At 73.0% G+C, this 21,015-nt stretch carries 16 protein-coding genes and 1 pseudogene; 12 read left to right on the top strand and 5 right to left on the bottom strand.

The window, feature by feature from the left end:
• A complete protein-coding gene (locus tag GT045_RS33240) occupies nt 1–348 on the bottom strand; it encodes a sterol-binding protein (RefSeq protein ID WP_161290366.1) in 348 nt (115 codons plus the stop codon).
• A 174-nt stretch (nt 349–522) separates the two neighbouring features.
• Between GT045_RS33240 and GT045_RS33235 the strand changes: the two genes are divergently transcribed.
• The 6 genes from GT045_RS33235 to GT045_RS33210 all read left to right on the top strand — a co-directional run bounded on the left by GT045_RS33235 (nt 523) and on the right by GT045_RS33210 (nt 6,910).
• On the top strand, nt 523–810 hold the full coding sequence (locus tag GT045_RS33235) for a hypothetical protein (RefSeq protein WP_161336473.1): 288 nt from the start codon (nt 523–525) through the stop codon (nt 808–810).
• A gap of 7 nt (nt 811–817) precedes the next feature.
• Nucleotides 818–1,633 carry a TlyA family RNA methyltransferase gene (locus GT045_RS33230; RefSeq protein ID WP_161290368.1) on the top strand — a complete coding sequence of 272 codons (816 nt, stop codon included), beginning with the start codon at nt 818–820 and terminating at the stop codon, nt 1,631–1,633.
• Nucleotides 1,630–2,547 (top strand): NAD kinase, encoded by a 918-nt coding sequence (locus GT045_RS33225; RefSeq protein ID WP_161290369.1) that lies wholly within the window; start codon nt 1,630–1,632, stop codon nt 2,545–2,547. Before GT045_RS33230 ends, GT045_RS33225 begins: the two co-directional genes overlap by 4 nt.
• 39 nt (nt 2,548–2,586) lie before the next feature.
• On the top strand, nt 2,587–4,329 hold the full coding sequence (gene recN, locus GT045_RS33220; protein ID WP_161290371.1) for a DNA repair protein RecN: 1,743 nt from the start codon (nt 2,587–2,589) through the stop codon (nt 4,327–4,329).
• A 432-nt stretch (nt 4,330–4,761) separates the two neighbouring features.
• On the top strand, nt 4,762–5,508 hold the full coding sequence (locus GT045_RS33215) for a hypothetical protein (RefSeq protein WP_161336467.1): 747 nt from the start codon (nt 4,762–4,764) through the stop codon (nt 5,506–5,508).
• A 265-nt stretch (nt 5,509–5,773) separates the two neighbouring features.
• Nucleotides 5,774–6,910 carry a glycosyltransferase family 4 protein gene (locus GT045_RS33210; protein ID WP_161291813.1) on the top strand — a complete coding sequence of 379 codons (1,137 nt, stop codon included), beginning with the start codon at nt 5,774–5,776 and terminating at the stop codon, nt 6,908–6,910.
• A gap of 110 nt (nt 6,911–7,020) precedes the next feature.
• Here the strand turns inward: GT045_RS33210 and GT045_RS33205 are convergent, their stop codons facing one another.
• From GT045_RS33205 to GT045_RS33190, 4 genes are all read right to left on the bottom strand, one after another.
• Nucleotides 7,021–7,593, bottom strand: coding sequence for a dihydrofolate reductase family protein (locus GT045_RS33205; protein WP_161289196.1), 573 nt, complete (start codon nt 7,591–7,593; stop codon nt 7,021–7,023).
• 292 nt (nt 7,594–7,885) lie between these two features.
• Nucleotides 7,886–9,532, bottom strand: a complete 1,647-nt coding sequence (locus GT045_RS33200) for a PucR family transcriptional regulator (protein WP_161336466.1) — start codon at nt 9,530–9,532, stop codon at nt 7,886–7,888.
• Nucleotides 9,533–9,576: 44 nt separating this feature from the next.
• Entirely contained in the window at nt 9,577–10,959 is a 1,383-nt protein-coding gene (locus tag GT045_RS33195; protein WP_161336465.1) for an FAD-binding oxidoreductase, read from the bottom strand.
• A gap of 126 nt (nt 10,960–11,085) precedes the next feature.
• On the bottom strand, nt 11,086–12,888 hold the full coding sequence (locus GT045_RS33190; protein ID WP_161292418.1) for a glycoside hydrolase family 15 protein: 1,803 nt from the start codon (nt 12,886–12,888) through the stop codon (nt 11,086–11,088).
• Nucleotides 12,889–13,409: 521 nt separating this feature from the next.
• Between GT045_RS33190 and GT045_RS33185 the strand changes: the two genes are divergently transcribed.
• From GT045_RS33185 to GT045_RS40795, 6 genes and pseudogenes are all read left to right on the top strand, one after another.
• On the top strand, nt 13,410–15,059 hold the full coding sequence (locus tag GT045_RS33185; protein WP_161292416.1) for a CTP synthase: 1,650 nt from the start codon (nt 13,410–13,412) through the stop codon (nt 15,057–15,059).
• Nucleotides 15,060–15,156: 97 nt separating this feature from the next.
• Nucleotides 15,157–15,783 (top strand): NUDIX hydrolase, encoded by a 627-nt coding sequence (locus GT045_RS33180; protein WP_161287846.1) that lies wholly within the window; start codon nt 15,157–15,159, stop codon nt 15,781–15,783.
• 164 nt (nt 15,784–15,947) lie between these two features.
• Nucleotides 15,948–18,023, top strand: coding sequence for a tetratricopeptide repeat protein (locus tag GT045_RS33175; RefSeq protein WP_161336464.1), 2,076 nt, complete (start codon nt 15,948–15,950; stop codon nt 18,021–18,023).
• 144 nt (nt 18,024–18,167) lie between these two features.
• Nucleotides 18,168–19,283: an alanine dehydrogenase gene (gene ald / locus GT045_RS33170; RefSeq protein WP_161287849.1), complete on the top strand. Its 1,116-nt coding sequence runs from the start codon at nt 18,168–18,170 to the stop codon at nt 19,281–19,283.
• Nucleotides 19,284–19,663: 380 nt separating this feature from the next.
• A complete protein-coding gene (locus GT045_RS40800) occupies nt 19,664–20,797 on the top strand; it encodes a ParA family protein (RefSeq protein ID WP_161287848.1) in 1,134 nt (377 codons plus the stop codon).
• Nucleotides 20,782–21,015: pseudogene (locus tag GT045_RS40795) on the top strand (hypothetical protein); the annotation flags it as partial. The gene GT045_RS40800 and the pseudogene GT045_RS40795, both read left to right, overlap by 16 nt.

Raw genomic sequence — 21,015 nt, 5'->3', positions numbered from 1 at the left:
CTACAGCAGCTTCCTGAGCCGAAAGAGGTCCAGCAGGCTCGCCTCCAGCCTGACCCGGCCCGAGCCCCAGGCGGTCGCGAAGTTCAGGTCGCCGTCGACCAGGGCCACCAGGTCGTCCCCGGTGGTGGCGAGCCTGATCCGCGCCTTCTCCCGGGGTGGCCCGGGGTGGGTGTCGTCCACCTCGATCCGGCCGCCGGTCATCCGGCCGACGAAGGTGACGTCCAGGTCCGTGACGTGGCAGCTCACCGAGCGGTCCAGGGCGGCGGCAGCACGTGCCTCGCCCTCGGCGCCCTCCATGCTGTCCGAGAACTTGCCCAGTGCGGCGCGGCACTCCGCGATCGTGGCCATCGCCCACGACGGTACCCCAGGGGTTCGCGGTAGCGTCTGGGCATGAGCGAGTCCGTGTCCGAGCCCTCCGCGGAAACCGTGTCCGGGCCGGTGTCCGAGTCCTCGGCGGAAGCCGTGTCCGAGCCCTTCGCGAGTGCCGGGCCCGGACCGGTGTCCGAGTCCTTCGCTAACGCCGTGTCCGGGCCTTCCGCCGGAGCGGGGCCCCGGTCCTTCCCGGAGGCGGTCGCGGAGACCGGCCACGACCCCGCGGCCCCGGCCCCCCTCGACGTCCCGCGCACCCCCACCGGCAGCGCCGAGGTGGACGCCTGGCTGGAGCGGCTGGCCGACGCCGACCACCTCGCCACCGACGGACATGTCGAGGTGTACGAGGATGTACACAGGGGGCTGCGTGACGCGCTCACCGCGCTCGACGCCCGCCCGGGACCTCCGGCGCCCCCAGCACAGCACGGGAACAGGAGCTGAACCGAACGTGGCAGGAGTCGCACGCCGCCGTCTGGACGCGGAGCTGGTCCGCCGGAAGCTCGCCCGCTCGCGCGAGCACGCCAGCCAGCTGATCACCGCCGGGCGGGTGACCGTCGGCAAGACCGTCGCGACCAAACCGGCCACCCAGGTGGACACCGCGGCGGCCATCGTCGTCCAGGCCGACGACGCCGATCCCGACTACGTCTCCCGGGGCGGCCACAAGCTCGCCGGCGCGCTCGCGGCCTTCGTGCCACGGGGGCTCGTCGTCGAGGGCCGGCGCGCCCTGGACGCCGGCGCGTCCACCGGCGGCTTCACCGACGTCCTGCTGCGCGCCGGCGCCGCTCACGTCGTCGCGGTGGACGTCGGCTACGGCCAGCTCGCCTGGTCTCTCCAGAGCGATGAACGCGTCACCGTCAAGGACCGTACGAACGTACGCGAGTTGACGCTTGAGGCGATCGATGGGGAACCTGTGGATCTTGTCGTGGGCGATCTGTCCTTCATCCCGCTCGGGCTGGTGCTGCCGGCCCTGAAGCGGTGCGTGACGCCGGACGCCGATCTGGTGATGATGGTGAAGCCGCAGTTCGAGGTGGGGAAGGAGCGGCTCGGCAGCGGGGGTGTCGTACGGAGTCCGCAGCTGCGGGCGGAGGCCGTGCGGGGAGTGGCCGAGAAGGCGTGGGAACTGGGGCTCGGGGTCCGAGAGGTCACCGCCAGCCCGCTGCCCGGGCCCTCGGGGAACGTCGAGTACTTTCTCTGGCTGCGGGCGGGGGCACCCCAGGTGGACCCGGCCGACGTCGAACGTGCAGTGGCGGAGGGGCCGCGTTGACACAGAACCTGGCGCGTACTGTTTTCCTGCTCGCCCACACCGGGCGGCCCGCGGCGATCCGCAGCGCGGAACTCGTCGTCAAGGGCCTGCTGCGGCACGGCATCGGGGTGCGGGTGCTGGAGGAGGAGGCGCGCGACCTGCCGCTGCCGGACGAGGTGGGCCTCGTCAAGGAGGCGACTCCGCAGTGCCTGGACGGGTGCGAACTGCTGATCGTGCTGGGCGGCGACGGCACGCTGCTGCGCGGGGCGGAGTTCGCGCGGGCCTCCGGCGTGCCGATGCTCGGCGTCAACCTGGGCCGCGTCGGCTTCCTCGCCGAGGCCGAGCGGGACGACCTCGACCGGGTGGTGGACCGGGTGGTGGCCCGGTCGTACGAGGTCGAGGAGCGGATGACCGTCGATGTGGTCGTGCACCGCAACGGCGACATCGTGCACACCGACTGGGCGCTGAACGAGGCGGCCGTGCAGAAGGCCGGTGCCGAGAAGCTGCTGGAGGTCGTCCTGGAGATCGACGGGCGGCCGGTGACCGGCTTCGGCTGCGACGGGGTGGTGCTGTCCACGCCCACCGGTTCCACGGCGTACGCCTTCTCGGCCGGCGGGCCGGTGGTCTGGCCGGAGGTGGAGGCACTGCTCATGGTGCCGATCAGCGCGCACGCGCTGTTCGCCAAACCGCTGGTGACCTCCCCGGACTCGGTGCTCGCGGTGGAGGTGCTGCCGCACATCCCGCCGGGCGTGCTCTGGTGCGACGGGCGGCGGACGGTCGAGCTGCCGCCGGGCGCGCGGGTGGAGGTGCGGCGGGGTGCCGTGCCGGTGCGGCTGGCCCGGTTGCACCATTCGTCCTTCACCGACCGGTTGGTGGCGAAGTTCGCGCTGCCCACCACCGGGTGGCGGGGAGCGCCGCACCACTCCTCGGAGTGACACGGGCGGGCCATGTGCGCTCGCCACCCCGGACCTCGTATGGTCTGTTCCGTGTTGGAGGAGATGCGGATACGGTCGCTCGGGGTCATCGACGACGCTGTCGTCGAGCTGTCGCCGGGGTTCACCGCCGTCACCGGTGAGACGGGTGCGGGCAAGACCATGGTGGTCACCAGCCTCGGGCTGCTGCTCGGTGGCCGGGCCGACCCGGCGCTGGTGCGGATCGGAGCCGAGAAGGCGGTCGTGGAGGGACGGGTCACCGTGCCCTCCGGCGCCGCCGCCGTCGTGCGCGCCGAGGAGGCGGGCGCCGAGCTGGACGACGGGGCCCTGCTGATCAGCCGCACCGTCTCCGCCGAGGGCCGCTCCCGGGCGCACCTGGGAGGACGCAGCGTGCCCGTGGGGCTGCTCGCCGAGCTGGCCGACGACCTGGTGGCCGTGCACGGGCAGACCGACCAGCAGGGGCTGCTGAAGCTGTCCCGGCAGCGGCAGGCGCTCGACCGGTACGCCGGTGACGCCGTCACCGTGCCGCTGGACAAGTACACCGAGGCGTACAAGCGGCTGCGGGCCGTCTCCGCCGAACTGGAGGAGATCACCACGCGCGCCCGTGAGCGGGCGCAGGAGGCCGACCTGCTGCGGTACGGGCTCGACGAGATCGCCGCCGTGGAGCCGCGGGCCGGTGAGGACACGGAGCTGGCCGAGGAGGCCGAGCGGCTGGGGCACGCCGAGGCACTGGCGTCCGCGGCGACGGTCGCGCACGCCGCGCTCGCGGGCAACCCCGAGGATCCCGAGGGGATCGACGCCGCCACGCTCGTCGCGGGCGCCCAGCGGGCCGTCGAGGCCGTGCGGTCGCACGATCCGGCGCTGGCCGCGCTCGCCGACCGGATCGGTGAGATCGGCATCCTGCTCGGTGACGTGGCCGGTGAGCTGGCAGGATACGCCGACGATCTCGACGCCGACCCGCTGCGGCTGGCCGCCGTCGAGGAGCGCCGGGCCGCGCTGACCGCGTTGACGCGCAAGTACGGGGCGGACGTCGGCGCCGTCCTCGCCTGGGCCGAGCAGGGCGCCGCCCGGCTCACCGAGCTGGACGGTGACGACGAGCGGATCGGTGAACTGACCGCCGAACGGGACGCGCTGCGCACCGGGCTGGGTGGTCTGGCGCAGGCGCTGAGCGACGCGCGGGCCGAGGCCGCCGAGCGGTTCGCCGCCGCGGTGACCGCCGAGCTGGCCTCGCTGGCGATGCCCCACGCGCGCGTGTCCTTCGACATCCGGCAGACCGAGGACGACGAGGGCGTCGAGGTCGGCGGCCGGCGGGTCGCCTACGGCCCGGCGGGCGTGGACGAGGTCGAACTGCTGCTCGCCCCGCATCCGGGCGCCCCGCCGCGGCCCATCGCCAAGGGTGCCTCCGGCGGTGAGCTGTCCCGGGTGATGCTCGCCGTCGAGGTCGTGTTCGCGGGCACGGATCCCGTGCCGACGTACCTGTTCGACGAGGTCGACGCCGGTGTCGGCGGCAAGGCGGCGGTCGAGATCGGCCGGCGGCTGGCGAAGCTCGCCAGGACCGCGCAGGTCGTCGTGGTCACCCACCTGCCCCAGGTCGCCGCGTTCGCCGACCGCCAGCTGCTGGTGGAGAAGACCGACGACGGGTCGGTCACGCGTTCCGGCGTGAAGGTGCTGGAGGGCGAGGACCGCGTCCGCGAGCTGTCCCGCATGCTGGCCGGTCAGGAGGACTCCGAGACGGCCCGCGCCCACGCGGAGGAACTGCTGGCGACGGCACGGGCCGACCTCTAGCGCGGACCCGGGGCCGCCGCGACAGTCCCGCCCTCCCCACGACGGGCTGTCACCCCCCACGGCGGGCTGTCGCCCCCCGCGGCGGGCTGTCGCCCTCTCCACGGCGGGCTGTCGCCCCCCCGCGGCGGGCTGTCGCCCTCTCCACGGCGGGCTGTCGCCCCCCCGCGACGGGCTGTCGCCCTCTCCACGGCGGGCTGTCGCCCTTCCCACGGCGGGCTGTCGCGAGCTCGTCCGACGGGGCCGTCGCGAGACGCAGGGGCCCCTCGGCCGGATCATGCCGGGCTCGCCGGGCCCCGCACCGCGCCTCGCGGCGTTGTCGTCGGTTGCCATGGCCCGCCGTCCCGCACTCCTCCGCCATGCGATGCACGGCCCCAGGCCGCCTGGTCCGGCCTGATCCGGTCTGATCCGAGTGAAAGACCCTAGGGTGGCCGGATGATCGGCACACGGAAGTCCGGCTCCCTCCTGCTGTCCGCCGCGCTCACCCGGGCCGGCTTCGCCCTGCTGCGCGCCCACCCGCCCGGGGGCCCCGCGCGCTGGGAGCGGAAGAACCACGCCGGGCGGACCGTCGAACTGTGCGCGGCGCCCGCCGTGGCGCTGGGTACGGCGGTCGCCGCCGCCCGGGCGCACCCCGGCGCCGGGCTCGCCGTGCTGGCCGCCGGAGCCTGCGGGGCGTACGACGACGTAGCCGGCGACCACCGCCGCGGTTTCCGGGCCCATCTCGGCGCGCTGCGGAACGGCGAGGTGACCAGCGGCGCCGTGAAACTGTTCGGAGTGTCCGCAGCCGGGCTCGTCGCGGGCGCGCTGCTGAAGGAACGGCCGGTGGACAGGCTGCTCGCGGGTGTCGTGATCGCGGGGGCCGCGCACTTCGTCAACCTGGTCGACGTACGGCCCGGCAGGGCGCTCGGCGCGGTGCTGGCGCTCGCGGCGCCGGGGCTGCTGCGGAACGGGCCGGGCGGGGAGCTGGCCGCCGTCGCGGTGGGCGGCGCGGCGGCCGTGCTGCGGGAGGATCTCGGCGGGCGCACCATGATCGGGGACACGGGGGCGCACGCCCTCGGGGCCGCGCTGGGGGCGGCCGTCGTGGCGGGCAACCGGCGCCCGGGGCTGCTCGTGCACGCCGTCGCCGTCGTGGCCGCCGCCGTGTACGGAGACCGCGTGACCGCGTGGGCGCGCTCCCGGTGACCGTCTGACCTCGCCGGACGCGGCCCTGCGGGCTCCGGCGTGCCAGGGTTTCCTCACCCGTGTGGGTGACGTGCTCCGGCGCATTGCCCCGGCCCGCCGCACTGTGCGCCCTCCGGTTTTCCCGTAACGACCGTTCACCCTGGCATGCTTGAGGGAACACGGTCCGCGCGGGAGGCGCGCGGGGTACGTCCTTCCGCCCCTCTGAGCCCGCTACCTTCTGTACGTTTCCTCGTGACCGCCCACGCCGAACCAGGAGCGCCGGCCCGTGAGCCCCCTGAGCAGCAACGCACCGCACGGCCAGTCGCCGCTGCGCACCGTGCAGGTGCTGGGCGGAGGCAACGCCGGCAGCAGCGCGCACGTGCGCTCGCTGGCCGAGGGACTGGTGGCCCGGGGCGTAAGGGTCACGGTGTGCGCCCCCCTGGAGGCCGACCGCGCCTACGGCTTCACCGGCGCCGGCGCCGACCACGTGCACGTGCCCCGCAGCAGCGACCCCGTCTCCGTGGCCGCGCTGCGGACCGCCTGCGCCAACGCCGACCTGGTGCACGCGCACGGGCTGCACGCCTCCTTCCGGACGGTGCTCGCGCTCGGCGGCCGCACCACCCCGCTGGTCGTCACCTGGCACAACCGGGCCCAGGCGGACGGCCCGCGGGGACATCTGCTGCGGGTGCTGGAGCGGCGCGTGGTGCGGACGGCGGCCGTGGTCCTCGGCACCAGCCCGGACCTGGTGGAGCGGGCCCGGCTGACCGGGGCGCGGGACGCCCGGCTCGCGGCCGTCGGCCTGCCGGGGCAGCGGCGGCCCGTCGTCCTGGACGACCCCGACCGGCTGCGTCCCAAGGTCCGGGCCGAACTCGGTTCCATCGGACGCCCGTTGCTCATCGCGGTCGGCTCGCTGGACCGCCACCGCGGCTACGACGTCCTGCTCGACGCCGCCCGCCGCTGGCGGGGCCTGGACCCGGTGCCGCTGGTGGTGATCGCGGGGGAGGGGCCGCTGCGACCGGTGCTGCAGCGGCGGATCGAGGACGAGGAACTGCCCGTACGGCTCATCGGGCGCCGCGAGGACGTGCCCGAGCTGCTCGCCGCCGCCGACCTGGCCCTGCTGACGAGCAGTCGGGAGTCGCGGTCCGTCCTCGCGCAGGAAGCGCTGCACGCGCGCGTGCCGCTCGTCGCGACCCGGGTCGGCGGAATCCCGGACCTCGTCGGCGACGCCGCCGAACTCGTCCCGTACGGCGACCCGGCGGCGCTCGCCGACACGGTCGTGAGGCTGCTCGCCGACCCGGAGCGGTGCGCAGTGCTGCGGGAGCGCGGACTGCGGCAGGCCGCGACCTGGCCGACGGAGGACGAGACCGTCGCCCAGGTGCTCAGCGTCTACGACGAGTTGACCCAGCCCCGGCCGCTCGCCTAGGCCGTCTCGTGCGGAGCATCTGGTCGTTGCCCCAACGTGTCCGTGACCGACGCGCGGTCGGTGCAGCCACCTGGGAAGAAGGAGAGAGCAGGACGAGGACGGACATCCGGTCAGCGGACGACGTCGAAGACCTGCTTCTGCAGACCGTTGGCGTACACCTCGTGCTCGACGAGCTCGAGCTTCTGGGTGTCCTTGTCCGTGGCGCTGAAAAGCCGCTTGCCCGCGCCGAGCAGGAGCGGGAAGACCAGCAGGTGGTAGCGGTCGATCAGGCCGGCGTCCGAGAGGGCCTGGTTCAGGGAGGCGCTGCCGTGGACGATGACCGGGCCGCCCTCGGTCGCCTTCAGCGCGGCGACGTCGTCCAGCGAGCGCAGGATCGTCGTCTCGCCCCAGTTCGACACCAGGTCGTCCTCGGTGAGGGTGGTGGAGACGACGTACTTCGGCATCACCTTGTAGTCGGCGAAGTCCGCCATGTCGGGCCACACCGGGCTGAACGCTTCGTAGCTGGCCCGGCCCATCAGCATCGCGGTGGCCTCCTTCTGCTCCCGGCCCTTGAGGTCGAACGCCTCCGGAAGGAAGTCGACGTCCTTGAAGGTCCACCCGGCGTTCCGGTAACCGGCTTCCCCGCCCGGGGCCTCCACGACACCGTCGAGCGAGATGAAGGCGGTGCTGATCAGGGTGCGCATCTGAAGGTTCCTCGGTGTCTCGTGTCCAGCTGGCGGCAGATTCGGTCGGCGTGTGCGTCGACCGCACTCGTGGCCTCGGCACGCCGACCATGCTCTCTGACTGTGGATCATGGAGAAACTCATCGGCCGTCCCCGGTCATCTCGGGCGGCCTCGGCCACCGGATCCGCTCGGGAGCCGCACGCGCTGATGGAGCCGAGGCCGGTGCTCCCGGCGAAACGGCCTAAGGCCCTGTCCGGCGACGCGCGCCGCCACCCGGAGCGCCGCCGACGGGGACCGCCGGACAGGAGCCGGCTAGAGGACGTGACGGCGGGCGCGCAGGGCCAGGCTCAGGGCCAGGACCGTCTGCGGGTCGTCGAGGTCCGTACCCAGCAACTCGCCGATACGGGCGAGGCGGTTGTACAGCGTCTGACGGTTGAGGTGCAGTTCGCGGGCGGTCTCCGCCTTGCGGCCGGCGTGCGCCAGGTACGTCTGAAGGGTCGGCAGCAGCGGCGGCCTGGAGCGGCGGTCGTGCTCGCGCAGCGGACCGATCGCGCGGTCCACGAAGGCCGCCAGGTCCGGATGGTCGCGCAACCGCCACAGCAGCAGGTCGATGTCGAGGCGCCGGGCGTCGTACCAGGGCCGGTCGGTCAGGCCCTGGGCAGCGGTCGCCGTCTCCGCCGCGTGCCGCAGCCCCGCCGAGGCCGCCGCCCAGCCGCCGGCCGCGGCGACCACCACCACCGGGGGCGGGGAACCGGGCCGCCGCATCCCCGCGCGGTCCACGCCCGCCCGCAGTGCCGCCGCCACCCGGTCCGCGGTCGCCGCCCGCTCCGACTCCGAGCGCAGCCCCAGCAGCACCAGGACCCGGCCCTCCACCGGCCGCACCCCCAGCAGCACCGGCACGCCCACCGCGGCCAGCTCCTCCGAGACCGCCCGGGCCAGTACCGCCCAGCCCCCGCCGGGCGAGAGGGTGTCCCCGATCCGCATCACCACCGGCAGCAGCGGGCCGTCGCCGGGCTTGAAGCCGAGGACCCGGGCCTGTGCCGGGGCGTCCCCGGCCGTGATGCGGCCCTCGGCGAGATCGGTGAGGAAGTCACCGCGCCCGCGCGCCGCCAGCTCCTCCTCCTGCCGGGCCTGCATCAGCACCACGGCCAGGATGCCCGCGGCCCGCTCGGCGGCGATCCGGTGCACGGGGGCCAGCGGCGAGCGGACCGGCAGCAGGACCAGCCGGGCCCGCACCGAGCCCGCCGTGCCGGGCCCGCCGCCCGGCACGTCCACCAGCACCGAGCCGGCGGGCGGCGGCGCCTCCTTGTGCGGGCCGCGCAACCCTTCCCACACCTGGAGCGGGTCGGCGCCCTCGGGGCCTTCCCCGGCCGCGTACAGCAGCCGGCCGTCGGCCGTCTCCAGGAAGACCGGGTTGTCGCTGAAACCGGCGAGGATGCCGAGCACCTGCGGCACCCCGCCGCCGCCCAGCAGTGCCTCGGTACAGCGCCGGTGCACCTCCTCCGCCCGCTGGAGCAGCGCGTAGTGGCCGTTGACGATCTCGGTGTGGATCTCCTCGGTCACCGTCACGAACGGCACCTCGCGGTGCAGCTGGACCAGCGGCAGACCGGCCGAACGGGCCGTGTCCACCAGGGCCGCGGGCAACCGGGCGAAGCGCGGGCCCAGCTCCACCACCAGGGCGGCGATCCCGCGCTCGGCCAGGGTCCGGACGAACGCCCGCTGCTCGGCGGGACGGGTGCCGAGGCCGTAGCCGGTGGTGAGCAGCAGTTCGCCGCCCTTGAGCAGCGAGGCGATGTTCGGGACCTCGCCGGCGTGCACCCAGCGGACGGTGCGGCCGAGCCGGTCGGCGCCCGCCAGGATCTCCGGCAGCCCGCTGCGCAGGCCCGGCAGCTCCAGGGCCCGCCGCACGGTGATGCCCGCGCCCTGGGTGTCGAATCGGTGGTCCGTACGGCTGTCCATGCAGCGGACGCTACCTGCGCAAACGCCCACATGACAGCTCCGCCCTACACCGGCCGGATGTTGTGGTTGTAGCGGAACACGTTGTCGGGGTCCCAGGTCCGCTTCACCTTCTCCAGCCGCAGCAGGTTGCCCTCGCCCAGCCCCGCCCTGACCCGCCCGGGGCCCTCGTCGCCGATGAAGTTGAGGTGGACGGCCCCCGTGCTCCAGGGCCGCAGGGCGGCCCGTACGTCCCGCACCCAGGCGATCGCCCGCTCGTCGTCGGCCGGATCGGCCCACACCGCCATCGGATGCACGGCCCAGGGGGCGTCCCGGAACGGCACCGGGTACTCGTGCGGACCGGCCGCGACCGCCCCGCCCTGCGGGAACAGGGCATGCTGGCCGGCGCTCGGCACCGGCAGGCCGGCCGCGCGGGCGCAGAAGACGTCCACCGAGTCGTCCGGCAGCCCGTTCAGGTACTCCGCCGACCAGTGGTTGCGCTGCCCGGGCGGGACGTCGAACATGCACTGCACGTCGGCGTAGGGCAGGTCACCGGCCAGCTCGGCCTCGTGCGGCAGGGCGAGCAGCGGCCCGGCCAGAGCGCGCAGCCCGTCCCCGTCGCCCGCGCGGGTCAGCAGGGCCGCGCACAGCAGCCGGCCGACCAGGTCCGGGGGCGTGAGGTCCCCGGGCGGCCCGGTGCCGAACAGCACCGCGCCGCCCACCTCGTCCGGTGCGGTGCACATGATCTCGCGGAAGGCGCGCACCACCTCCGGCCCCGACGGCGGCGGGAACAGCAGCAGCACGACCGAGAACCGGGGCAGCTCGTGCAGGCGCAGGGTGAGCGCGGTGGCGACGCCGAAGTTGCCGCCCCCGCCGTGCAGCGCCCAGAACAGTTCGGGATTCTCGTCGGCGCCGGCGTGCACCCGCTCGGCGTCGGCGGTCACCAGTTCGACACCGAGGAGATTGTCCGCGGCGAGGCCGAAGGCACGGTCCAGCCAGCCGGTGCCGCCGCCGAGGACGAGGCCGCCGACCCCGGTGGTGGAGACCCGCCCGCCGGTGGTCGCGAGACCGTGGGGTGCGGTGGCCCGGTCCAGACGGCCCGTCGTGGCGCCGCCCTCGACCCGGGCCGCCTCGGCCACGGGATCCACGGACACCCGGTCCATCCGGCGCAGGTCGATCACGAGCGCACCGTCCCCCAGCGCCGTGCCGGCCACGCCGTGGCCGCCGCCGCGGACCGCGATGTGCAGATCCAGCTCGCGGCCGAAGCGCACGGCCCGCACCACGTCGGTCGCGTCCGCGCACCGGGCGATCACCGCCGGCCGCCGGTCGATCATCGCGTTGAAGACCGTACGGGCCCGGTCGTAGCCCGCGTCTCCCGGGGCGTACACCTCGCCGGCCAGATCCTCGCGGAGCGCGGCGAGGGCCGCGCCCGCCTTCGACAGGGGAGCCATGGCCGCCCCCTTCCGGTGCAGCGGCTGAGGGCCCCTCCCAGCCTAGGCGGGCACACCCGCCCGGTCGCGGTCGGCCGCCGCACACCGCCCTGTCGCGGTCAGCCGCCGTACGCCGCCCGGTCGCGGTCAGCCGCCGTACGCCCCGGAGGCGGTCAGCCGCAGCGCGGTGTCGATCAGCGGGACGTGGCTGAACGCCTGCGGGAAGTTGCCCACCTGGCGCTTCAGGCGCGGGTCCCACTCCTCGGCGAGCAGTCCGAGGTCGTTGCGCAGCCCGAGGAGCTTCTCGAACAGCCGGCGGGCCTCGTCCACCCGGCCGATCATCGCCAGGTCGTCCGCCATCCAGAACGAGCAGGCGAGGAAGGCGCCCTCGTCGCCCGGCAGGCCGTCGACACCGGCGTGGTCGCCCTCCGTCGGGTAGCGCAGGATGAACCCGTCCGAGGTGGACAGCTCGCGCTGGATCGCCTCGATCGTGCCGATGACCCGCTTGTCGTCCGGCGGGAGGAAGCCCATCTGCGGGATGAGCAGCAGCGAGGCGTCCAGCTCCTGGGAGCCGTACGACTGGGTGAAGGTGTTCCGCTCCTTGTCGTACCCCTTCTCGCACACGTCCCGGTGGATGTCGTCGCGCAGCTCGCGCCAGCGCTCCAGCGGGCCGTCCGCGTCCCCGGACTCGATCAGCTTGATCGTGCGGTCCACCGCGACCCAGGCCATCACCTTGGAGTGCACGAAGTGCCGGCGCGGTCCGCGCACCTCCCAGATGCCCTCGTCCGGCTCCTGCCAGTGGTCCTCCAGGTAGCGGATCAGCTTCAGCTGGAGCAGGGAGGCGTAGTCGTTGCGGGCCAGGCCGGTCATGTGGCCCAGGTGCAGGGCCTCGGTGACCTCGCCGTACACGTCCAGCTGGAGCTGGTGCGCGGCGCCGTTGCCCACCCGGACGGGGGCCGAGTTCTCGTAGCCCGGCAGCCAGTCCAGCTCGGCCTCGCCCAGCTCGCGCTCGCCCGCGATGCCGTACATGATCTGCAGGTTCTCCGGGTCGCCCGCGACCGCCCGCAGCAGCCACTCGCGCCAGGCGCGGGCCTCCTCGCGGTAGCCCGTGCGCAGCAGCGAGGACAGGGTGATCGCGGCGTCCCGCAGCCAGGTGTAGCGGTAGTCCCAGTTCCGCACGCCCCCGATGTCCTCCGGCAGGGAGGTGGTGGGGGCCGCCACGATGCCGCCCGTCGGGGCGTACGTCAGCGCCTTGAGGGTGATCAGCGAACGGATCACCGCTTCCCGGTACGGCCCGTGGTACGTACAGTGCTCGACCCAGTCGCGCCAGAAGTCCTCCGTGGCCTCCAGCGAGGTCTCCGGCTCCGGCAGCGGCGGCGGCTCCTTGTGCGAGGGCTGCCACGAGATGGTGAACGCGATCCGGTCACCCGGGGCGACCGTGAAGTCCGCGTACGTCGTCAGCGACTTCCCGTAGGTCTCGGCCTCCGTGTCGAACCACACGGAGTCCGGGCCGGCGACGGCCACCGTGCGGCCCTCGTGCCGGTGCACCCACGGCACCACCCGGCCGTACGAGAACCGCATCCGCAGGGCCGAGCGCATCGGCACCCGGCCGGTGACGCCCTCCACGATCCGGATGAGCTGCGGCGCGCCGTCGCGAGGGGGCATGAAATCGGTCACGCGCACGGTGCCGCGCGGGGTGTCCCACTCCGACTCCAGGATCAGCGAGTCGCCGCGGTAGCCGCGCCGGGCGGCCGTGGGCGGGGCGGACTCGGCGGCGTGTGCCGGGCCGAGCCGCCAGAAGCCGTGCTCCTCGGTGCCCAGCAGGCCGGCGAAGATGGCATGCGAGTCGAAGCGGGGCAGGCACAACCAGTCCACTGTGCCGTCCCGGCAGACCAGCGCCGCGGTCTGCATGTCTCCGATGAGTGCGTAATCTTCGATGCGCCCGGCCACGTGCAACTCCAGTCGAACGGCCACGTCACCCCCGCGCAGGGGGGCTGTCGCTATGTGCGGTCAAGGGGTCGTTGTTGTGCGTCGTTGAGCGGTGAAGCAAAGCAGCCCGCCGAGCCCTGAGGCAAAACGACAGTCTTTGCTCAACGAACTGCCGCGCTCTCGTTGTTCCGGGTGATGGTGGCGGGGGTGGTGCCGTCGTTCCGGCGGGCTCGGCAGCGAGTGTCCGAGCAGGATACGACGCACGTAGATGATGTGCGTGCCGCTCCGGGCAACCCGTGTGGGCCGAACGAGTGACCAGAGGGTGAAGAGTCTCGGCAGGCGAGGGCGTGGTGTAACCACCCCGTGCGCGGCCGGGCGCGGAGCGTTGCCGGAAGCCATCCGTCCCAGGCGCTGATACCCTGGTAGCCCGTGGACCGGTGGGAGAAAAACCCCCGAACCGCAGCGACGGCACCTCCCCGGAACATCCGGTCCGGCAGCCGCACCGCATCACAGACAGCGACCACGGGAGCCCCCTCTTGGCCATGCCGCCGAAATCTACGACGACCAAGCACATCTTCGTCACCGGGGGTGTCGCCTCCTCGCTCGGCAAGGGTCTGACCGCCTCCAGCCTGGGCATGCTGCTCAAGGCCCGCGGCCTGCGTGTCGTGATGCAGAAGCTCGACCCGTACCTGAACGTCGACCCCGGCACGATGAACCCCTTCCAGCACGGTGAGGTGTTCGTCACCAACGACGGCGCCGAGACCGACCTGGACATCGGTCACTACGAGCGTTTCCTCGACCGCGACCTGGACGGCTCCGCCAACGTCACCACCGGCCAGGTGTACTCGACGGTGATCGCCAAGGAGCGGCGCGGCGAGTACCTGGGCGACACGGTCCAGGTCATCCCGCACATCACCAACGAGATCAAGCACCGCATCCGCCGCATGGCGACGGACGAGGTCGACGTCGTCATCACCGAGGTCGGCGGCACGGTCGGCGACATCGAGTCGCTGCCGTTCCTGGAGACCGTCCGCCAGGTCCGCCACGAGGTCGGCCGGGACAACGTCTTCGTGGTGCACATCTCGCTGCTGCCCTACATCGGCCCCTCCGGCGAGCTGAAGACCAAACCCACCCAGCACTCGGTGGCCGCCCTGCGCAACATCGGTATCCAGCCGGACGCCATCGTGCTGCGCTGCGACCGCGAGGTCCCCACCGCGATCAAGCGGAAGATCTCCCTGATGTGCGACGTCGACGAGGCGGCCGTGGTGGCCTGTCCCGACGCCCGCTCCATCTACGACATCCCGAAGGTCGTGCACACCGAGGGCCTGGACGCCTACGTCGTGCGCAAGCTCGACCTGCCCTTCCGTGACGTGGACTGGACGACGTGGGACGACCTGCTGGACCGCGTCCACAAGCCCGACCACGAGGTCACCCTCGCCCTGGTCGGCAAGTACATCGACCTGCCCGACGCCTACCTGTCGGTCACCGAGGCGCTGCGGGCCGGCGGGTTCGCCAACCGCGCCCGCGTGAAGATCAAGTGGGTCACCTCCGACGACTGCAAGACCCCGGCCGGTGCCAAGGCCCAGCTCGGTGACGTCGACGGCATCTGCATCCCCGGCGGCTTCGGCGACCGCGGTGTGCTCGGCAAGGTCGGCGCCATCCGCTACGCCCGCGAGAACAAGATCCCGCTGCTGGGCCTGTGCCTGGGCCTGCAGTGCATCGTGATCGAGGCCGCGCGCAACCTGGCCGACATCCCGGACGCGAACTCCACCGAGTTCGACCCGGCCACGTCCCACCCGGTGATCTCCACCATGGCCGAGCAGCTGGACATCGTCGCCGGCGAGGGCGACATGGGCGGCACCATGCGCCTGGGCATGTACCCGGCCAAGCTCGCCGAGGGCTCCATCGTCCGCGAGGTCTACGACGGCAAGGAGTACGTCGAGGAGCGCCACCGGCACCGCTACGAGGTCAACAACGCCTACCGCGCGGAGCTGGAGAAGAAGGCCGGAATCGTCTTCTCGGGCACCTCGCCGGACGGCAAGCTCGTGGAGTACGTGGAGTACCCCCGCGACGTCCACCCCTACCTCGTCGCCACCCAGGCGCACCCCGAGCTGCGCTCCCGCCCGACCAGGGCGAACCCGCTCTTCGCCGGCCTGGTGAAGGCGTCGGTCGAGCGGAAGATCGCGCAGTAGCACACCGGTTGTACGGTGGCCGGGGTGCACACCTTCGAAGGTGTGCACCCCGGCCACTTTCCGGCCGGTCTTGCGCAAGCGTGTGGGAGGACAGGGCATGACGATCAAGGACACCCCCCAGGAGTGGGAGATCCGGGCGACGCAGACCCCCTTCGTGGGCAACAAGACCTCCGTCCGCACGGACGACGTGGTCATGCCCGACGGCTCGGTGGCCCGCCGTGACTACCAGGTCCACCCCGGTTCCGTGGCCGTCCTCGCCCTGGACGAGGAGGACCGGGTGCTGCTGATCAACCAGTACCGGCACCCGGTGCGGCACAAGCTGTGGGAGATCCCGGCCGGGCTGCTGGACGTGCCCGGCGAGAACCCGCTGCACGCCGCCCAGCGGGAGCTGTACGAGGAGGCGCACGTCAAGGCGGGGGACTGGCGGGTGCTGACCGACGTGTACACCACCCCCGGCGGCTGCGACGAGGCCGTGCGGATCTTCCTCGCCCGGGACCTGTCCGAGGCCGAGGGGGAGCGCTTCGCGGCGGAGCACGAGGAGACCGACATGGAGCACGCGCGCGTGCCCGTCGACGACCTGGTGCGCCGGATCCTGGCCGGTGACGTGCACAACAACTGCCTGGTCGTGGGCGTGCTCTCGCTGGTCGCCGCCCGCGGCGGGGACGGGCTGGACGCGCTGCGCCCGGCCGACGCGCCGTGGCCCGCGCGCCCCTTCCGGGACTGAGCCCCACCCGTCCGGCGTACTGGTGTGACGATCGCCTGATCCGATCGGGCGATCCGTCCGCCGCGCTCCTCCGGGATCGTCGCAGAGCGTGAACTAGGCTCATCAACGCCCGTACCGGAAGACACCGGCGGGCTTGCGCGTGCGGTGGGACGGGAGTGTGGCCCGTGACGGATCAGGCGGTGGACCCGGACGGCGCGGAGGTGTCCGCGCACCCGGTCACGACGGGCCGTTTCCTGGGCCGTACCAGGGAGTTGAAGGAGCTGCGCGCCGACATCGAGCGCGCGGGCCTGGACACCCTCTCCGGCCGCAAGGCGCCCCGCGCGCGCGTGCTCCTCATCGCGGGCCGCCCCGGCTCCGGCCGGACCCGGCTCGCCGAGGAACTCGTCCGGCGGGTCGCCGGCCGCTACCCCGACGGAGTGCTGCGGGCCCGGCTCAGCGAACCGAGCGGCACCCCGGTGCCCGTGGAGCAGGTCGCCCGCGAGCTGCTCGCGGCACTGAGGATGCCCGCCCCCGCCGGAGCCGCGGAGGACGACCTGACGGCGGCTCTGCGGGAGGCCCTGGCCGGCCGGCGCATGCTGCTCCTGCTGGACGACGCGGCCGGCGCCGAGCAGGTCGACGCGGTGCTGCCGGACGCGCCGGACTGCCTGGTGGTGGCCGTGTCCGGGGGCCCGCTCACCGGGATCGCGGACGTCCGCCCCTGCACGCTCGGCGGCCTGGACACCAAGTCCGCGGTGGAACTGCTCACCCGGCACACCGGCGCGGTCCGCGTCACCGTCGACCCGCGCTCCGCGGAGAGCCTGGTGGAGGCGTGCCAGGGCCATCCGATGGCGCTGGTACTGGCCGGCGGGTGGCTCGCGGCCCGCCCCAAGACCGCCGTCTCCGACCTCGCCAAGCGGCTGCACGCGGAGCCGGCGGACGGCGCCGACGGCACCGAGTCCGGCCCGCTGACCCGGGTCTTCCGGCTCGTCTACGACCAGCTGCCCGGCCCGGCCGCCCGGATGCTGCGCCTGCTGTCCCTGGCCCCGGCGGGTCTGGCCGACCCGCACACCGCCTCGGCCCTGGCGGGCTGCTCGGTCGACGCCGCCCGCGCCACCCTGGACGACCTCGTCGCCCTGGGCCTGCTGCGGGCGGTGGACTCCCCGCTGCCCCAGTACGAGGTGCCCGGCTGCCTGCACCCGCTGCTGTGCGCCCTGGCCGAGAGCCAGGAGCGGCCGGCGGAGCTGCAGCTGGCCCGGGCCCGGATGCTGGAACGGACGGTACGGCTGCTCCAGTCCTGCCGGGCGATCACCGAGACGGACAGTCCGCAGGCCCGGGAGAAGCTGAGCGGCATGCCCCGGCCGCTGCGCTTCCCCAATCCGCGCGCCGCCGCCGACTGGCTGCGCATCCGGCGCCCGGCCCTGCTGGCGTCCGTGCGCCTGGCGGTGGCCGACGGGGAGCTGGACACCCTCGCCCGCCGGCTGATGTCCCAGCTGGTCAGGGCGCTGGCCGCGCATGTCGGCACGCAGGCGGCCGCCCCCGACCTGTACGGCGTGCACGGCCTCGTCCTGGACGTCGCCGAGCGGCGCGGGCTGCCCCGGGAGAAGGCCGCCGCCCTGCTGAACCTGGGCGATCTGGACGCGCAGACCGGCCGTACCCGGGAGGCGCTGGCCCGCTACCGGGCCGCACTGGACGCCGGACGCGAGGCGAACGACCCGTACGCGACCGGCCGCGCGATGGAATCCGTAGGCGGTGCCCACCAGGAACTGGGTGATCACGACCGGGCCGCCGACTGGTTCGGCCGGGCGCTGACCGAACGGCTCGCCCGGGGGGAGATCCCGGAGGCCGCCCGGCTGTACGGCCGGATCGCCACCGCCCACACCTACGCCGGCCGCTACGGCGAGGCGCTCAGGAACTGGCGGGCCGCTCTCGCCGGCTACCGCCGGGCCGGCGATGTGGCCGCGAGTGCCAGGGCGTTGAGCGAGATCGCCCGGGTGCAGGAGTACGCGGGACGGCCGCAGGAGTCGCTGCGCACCTGCCAGGAGGCGGTGGAGTGGGCGCGGCGTGCGGAGGACGCCCGGTTGCAGGCGGCGCTCCAGCTGCGGCTCGCCGACACCCTGGACCGGCTCGGCGACCCGGTGTCGGCGCGCCTGCATCGCGCGGCGGCCGAGCGCATGCTGGGTGAGGAGACGTCGAAGGGCGACGCGGAGCCGGAACAGGACGCTAACGCCTGCGAAATCCGCAGCACACCCAGCGAAGATTGATGCAATGAAAGGCTAGACAGCCGGAACACCTTCATTAGACTGGCTCTGCCGCATCCCCCCGCGGCCTCTCCCGGTATGCCCCCGCATGTCTGGGTACGTCTGTAATGCACCCCTTTACCCTCTGAGCCAAGGACCGTGATCGACGTGAAGGTCGGCATCCCCCGCGAGGTCAAGAACAACGAGTTCCGGGTGGCCATCACCCCCGCCGGTGTGCACGAGCTGGTGCGCAACGGCCACCAGGTCGTCATCGAGCGGGGCGCCGGCCTCGGCTCCTCGATCACGAACGAGGAGTACGTCTCGGCCGGTGCCACCCTGCTCGACACCGCCGACGAGGTGTGGGCCACCGCCGACCTGCTGCTGAAGGTCAAGGAGCCCATCGCGGAGGAGTACCACCGCCTCCGCAAGGACCAGATCCTCTTCACCTACCTGCACCTGGCCGCCTCCAAGGAGTGCACGGACGCGCTGCTGGAGTCCGGCACCACGGCCATCGCCTACGAGACCGTCGAGCTGCCGAACCGCGCCCTGCCGCTGCTCGCCCCGATGTCCGAGGTCGCGGGTCGTCTGGCCCCGCAGGTCGGCGCCTACCACCTGATGCGCGCGGCCGGCGGCCGTGGCGTGCTGCCCGGCGGTGTCCCGGGCGTGACCCCGGCCAAGGCCGTGGTCATCGGTGGCGGCGTCTCCGGCTGGAACGCCACCCAGGTCGCCGTCGGCATGGGCTTCGACGTGACCCTGCTCGACCGCGACATCAACAAGCTGCGCGAGGCCGACAAGATCTTCGGTTCGAAGGTCAAGGCGATCATGTCCAACTCCTTCGAGCTGGAGAAGGCCGTCCTCGACGCCGACCTCGTCATCGGCGCGGTCCTCATCCCGGGCGCCAAGGCGCCGAAGCTGGTCACCAACGAGCTCGTGGCCCGCATGAAGCCGGGAAGTGTGCTTGTCGACATCGCGATCGACCAGGGCGGCTGCTTCGAGGACTCGCACCCCACGACGCACGCCGAGCCGACCTTCCCGGTCCACAACTCGGTCTTCTACTGCGTGGCCAACATGCCCGGCGCGGTGCCCAACACCTCCACCAACGCCCTCACCAACGCGACGCTGCCGTACATCGTCTCCCTCGCCAACAACGGCTGGGTGGAGGCGCTGCGCCGCGACGCCGCGCTCGCCAAGGGTCTCAACACCCATGACGGCAAGGTCGTTTACAAGGAGGTCGCCGAGGCCCACGGCCTGGACCACGTCGAGCTGGACACGCTGCTCGGCTGACGTCAAAAGGCGATTCGTCAACAGACATCGTCAACACCACGCGCCCGGCCGGACCTTGCCCGACAAGGTCCGGCCGGATGTGTGTATGGTCACTTTGCGGCTCTCGGTCAACTCGCCTCGAACGTAACCCTTCGACCGATTCGCACACCGGTGAAACCTGCTGTGCGACGGCCTTACGCCCTTGACAGCGAGATGTTTCATTGCCGACACATCCTGCCGGGTCCGGCGGATTGTGTTGCTGCGGACCGCCGACACGCCATAGAGTCGCCAACCGTCGGCATGGTGCCACGCTGACCTTGTCTAGAAGTTTCCTGGTCACCAAGGAGGTAAGACGACTTGTGAATGAGTCGACATTTTCTCCCGGGGGTGGTCAACCAGGAATGCCGGTCCGGGGCCAGGGCCCCGCGGGATTCGAGGCTGTCGGCTCCGTAGCTGTGCGCACCTTCGCAGCCCACCAGAGTTCCGGCCCGCAGGCGGTCGGGACAGCACACCAGAGCATGGATGGCCATCACGTGAACGCCATGGCCGGCGACGGAAGTGGCGCGCCCCACAACCACTTCGCCGACTACGACGAACTGCCCGAGGGGCACTTCTACGACCCCGACGCCGAGTACGAGCCCGATCCGGAGTACGCGGCCACGCTCGCGCCCGACGCGGCCCGCCAGCGCCGTGAGCGCGTCGGTCCCACCGGACGCCCGCTGCCGTACTTCCCGATCCCGGGCCCGCTGACCGACCACGGCCCCGCGAAGATCATCGCGATGTGCAACCAGAAGGGCGGCGTCGGCAAGACGACGTCGACCATCAACCTGGGTGCCGCGCTCGCGGAGTACGGCCGGCGCGTGCTGCTCGTGGACTTCGACCCGCAGGGCGCGCTGTCGGTCGGACTCGGTGTCAACCCGATGGAGCTGGACCTCACCGTCTACAACCTGCTCATGGAGCGGGGCATGTCCGCGGACGAGGTCCTGCTGAAGACGGCGGTCCCCAACATGGACCTGCTGCCCTCCAACATCGACCTGTCGGCCGCCGAGGTCCAGCTGGTCTCCGAGGTCGCCCGCGAGTCGACGCTCCAGCGCGCGCTCAAGCCGCTGCTGCCCGACTACGACTACATCGTGATCGACTGTCAGCCCTCGCTCGGCCTGCTCACCGTCAACGCGCTGACGGCCGCGCACAAGGTGATCGTGCCGCTGGAGTGCGAGTTCTTCGCGCTGCGCGGTGTGGCCCTGCTGACCGAGACCATCGAGAAGGTCCAGGAACGGCTCAACCCGGAACTGGAGCTGGACGGCATCCTCGCCACGATGTACGACTCGCGCACCGTGCACAGCCGCGAGGTGCTCGCGCGCGTCGTCGAGGCGTTCGACGACCACGTCTACCACACGGTCATCGGACGCACGGTCCGCTTCCCGGAGACCACGGTCGCCGGTGAGCCGATCACGACGTACGCGTCCAACTCCGTCGGTGCCGCCGCCTATCGTCAGCTCGCCAGGGAGGTGCTCGCCCGGTGTCACGCCGAGTGAGTCTGCCGGGGGCCGACGAACTCTTCCGTACGACAGGGGGGATGGCGCTCCAGCCGTCGACTCCCCGGCGCGCGGCGGGCGGTGAGACCCGCGTGCCGGCTCCCGCAGGGGAGAGCGACGAGGCGGCCGCCGCCGAGGACGCCCCGCAGTCGGTGCCCGTGCAGGGCGGCGACGGAGAGGGCGCGGAGCACGCGGCGGCGGACGCCGAGACGGCCGAG

Source organism: Streptomyces sp. SID486, from assembly GCF_009865385.1.
Lineage (GTDB): Bacteria > Actinomycetota > Actinomycetes > Streptomycetales > Streptomycetaceae > Streptomyces.
This window is presented reverse-complemented; position numbering and strand designations above follow the sequence as displayed.